Source organism: Pseudoalteromonas sp. (genome assembly GCF_041613455.1).
GTDB lineage: Bacteria > Pseudomonadota > Gammaproteobacteria > Enterobacterales > Alteromonadaceae > Pseudoalteromonas.
Genome location: NZ_JBFJHD010000313.1, coordinates 1 through 2,726 on the forward strand (window position 1 = coordinate 1; position 2,726 = coordinate 2,726).

At 44.4% G+C, this 2,726-nt stretch carries 3 protein-coding genes; 2 read left to right on the forward strand and 1 reads right to left on the reverse strand.

Annotation, left to right across the window (positions count from 1 at the left end):
* The coding region (locus tag ABYB02_RS16435; protein ID WP_372763448.1) for a M17 family peptidase N-terminal domain-containing protein at nt 1-952 on the reverse strand (952 nt) is incomplete at its 3' end.
* A 303-nt stretch (nt 953-1,255) separates the two neighbouring features.
* Here ABYB02_RS16435 and lptF point away from each other — a divergent pair.
* Nucleotides 1,256-2,365 (forward strand): LPS export ABC transporter permease LptF, encoded by a 1,110-nt coding sequence (gene lptF, locus ABYB02_RS16440; protein ID WP_372763449.1) that lies wholly within the window; start codon nt 1,256-1,258, stop codon nt 2,363-2,365.
* Nucleotides 2,365-2,726, forward strand: a 362-nt coding sequence (locus ABYB02_RS16445; protein WP_372763450.1) for an LptF/LptG family permease, incomplete at its 3' end; no start/stop codon positions are given. The genes lptF and ABYB02_RS16445, both read left to right, overlap by 1 nt.

Below are 2,726 nucleotides of genomic sequence, written 5' to 3' on the forward strand. Positions count from 1 at the left end.
AAATACCAATCACGTTTATAGGCAGCTGCATTTGGGCCAACGCGCGCATGGCGCCAATAACGCCTGCAGCGCCACCCATGTCGTATTTCATCTCATCCATGCCTTCGCCTGGTTTAAGTGAAATACCACCAGAGTCAAAAGTTAACCCTTTACCAACTAGTACGATAGGCGCTTGATCGGCACCTGCGCCTTGGTAGTTAATCACTGACATAACCGATTCGTTAGCACTGCCACGGCCCACAGCCAGGTATGAGTTCATTCCCAACTCTGCCATTTTATCTTCGCCAATAATATCAACGGTGATGTTGTCAAAATTAGTTTCAAGTTCTTTGGCTTGCTCGCCCAAATACGCCGGGTTACAAATATTCGGTGGCATATTGGCGACGTCTTTACATAGCTTACTGCCTGCAGCAATGGCCAAGCCATGCTCAATGGCGCTTTCACCAATAGTCAGCTCGCGGCGGGTGGGTACATTAAACACCATTTTACGCAGTGGGCGGCGCGGATCTACTTTTTTACTTTTTAGTTGGTTAAAGGTGTATAAGCAATCTTGCGTAGTTTCTACCGCTTGGCGCACTTTCCAATAGGTATCGCGACCTTTAACATGTTGCTCTGTTAAAAAGCAGACCGCTTCCATTGAGCCGGTTTCGTTTAGGGTGTTAATTGTTTTAGAAATGATTTGTTTATATTGCTTATCGTCAAGCTCACGCTCTTTGCCACACCCAACCAGCAAAATGCGCTCGCTTAAAATATTAGGGACATGGTGCAATAATAAAACTTGCCCCGGCTTACCTTCAAGGTCACCACGACGTAGTAAATTAGAGATATAACCATCGCTGATTTTATCGAGCTGCTCACCAATGGGGGATAACCTGCGAGGCTCGTAAACGCCAACTACAATACATGCGCTACGTTGCTTTTCTGGGCTACCACTTTTTACGTTAAATTCCATTGTCACTCCTGATTTTGAGTCATCTTTAGAAGCTATGTAAAAACTAAAATGTTTTTTAGTCTTAGTTACCTAAGTTATTTAGGGTTACTTAATACTAGCTGATTTTACTCGACTCTTACTGTGTATTTGAACTTTATATGTTTAAGGGGCACTAATGCAACATTATATGATGCTGTTAGGTAGGATAATTAATTTTGATGGCTTATAATATTAGCGCTACGCTCAGTTAAACTGAGTAAAACTACGACTGACTATCAATTTCTCACTAATAGAGTGAAAAACCATGTTTACTAGGGGCGACTATTGCTTATTTTTCGTTATTTAACCGCTGAGGTTTTAAAATCGCAGGTTGCCGTATTTTTAACTTTGATGACGATATTTTTGTCACAAAAGTTTGTGGTGATCCTCAGCGACGCCTCAGAAGGCAGTATTCCTGCAAAGCTAGTGTTGTCGATGATTGCACTAAAATTACCGCAGTTGGCATCGTTAATTTTACCGTTGAGCATATTTTTAGGCATTATTTTGGCCTACAGCCGTATTTACGCCGACAGCGAAATGACCGTATTTAAAGCCTGTGGTGTTAGTGAGTGGTACGTAGTGCGGGTAACCCTGATCTCCAGCGTAGTGTTAGCTATGTTTGCCGCCGCGCTGACTATGTATATAGCGCCTTGGGCGAGTGAACAAGAGTATCAACTCAAAGAGCAAGCAAAAGCCGATGCTGGTTTATCTGCACTGCGGGCTGGACGATTCCAGCAAACCGGTAATGAAAAGGCCGTGGTGTTTATTCATAACATTGAAAACAGTGGTAAAAAACTCAACAAAGTCTTTGTCGCGCAACTGCCCGATAACGATAATGACAGGCTTGCACGTTTAGTGTACGCCGAGCAAGGCGTGGTCATTGAAGCGCAAAATGGCGAGCAACAACTGGTGCTGACCGACGGTAAACGCTACGAAACCAATGGTAAAACTGCAGCCCTTAACTTAACCGAGTTTGATGGCTACAGTGTGCAAATACGCGAACAAGAAATAGAGCACCAGCGCCGTAAACTCGAAGCGATTCCAACTAATCAATTGCTAGGACTGAAAACCCCAGAAGCAATAGCTCAGTGGCAATGGCGTATTGCCATTCCGTTATCAATTCCGTTGCTAACATTGCTTGCGGTGCCGTTGAGTGTGGTGAACCCACGCCAAGGCAAATTTGCTAAATTAGTGCCGGCGATCAGCTTGTATCTCGGCTATTTTATTTTACTCAATGCCGCTAAATTTGCCGTTGAGGATGGTAAAATTCCGCCGTCGATAGGCCTGTGGTGGATACACTTAAGTGCGCTATTTATTGGTGCGCTGTTAATACTTAAAGGGCGGCCGTTAGGCGCTTGGCTAAAAGCTGTTATTACCAAGCGGGAGATGAGCTAATGATGAAAACCCTTGATTGGTACCTCGGGCGCAGTATTTTACAAACCACAGGGTTTGCTTTACTGGTGTTGGTGGGGATTAGTACCTTAATTAAATTTATTGATCAGCTAAAATCGGTAGGGCGCGGCAGTTACGATATCATGACAGCGCTGCTTTACACTTTATACAGCATGCCGGGCGATTTAGTTATTTTTTTCCCGATGGCAGCACTGATTGGCGGTTTAACGGGGTTAGGCGCACTGGCGTCAAATAGTGAGCTGGTAGTAATGCAAGCGGCGGGTATGTCGCGTTTGCAAATTATTGCATCGGTAATGAAAACCGCAATATTTATGGCGCTGTGTATGATGGCCCTAGGCGAGTG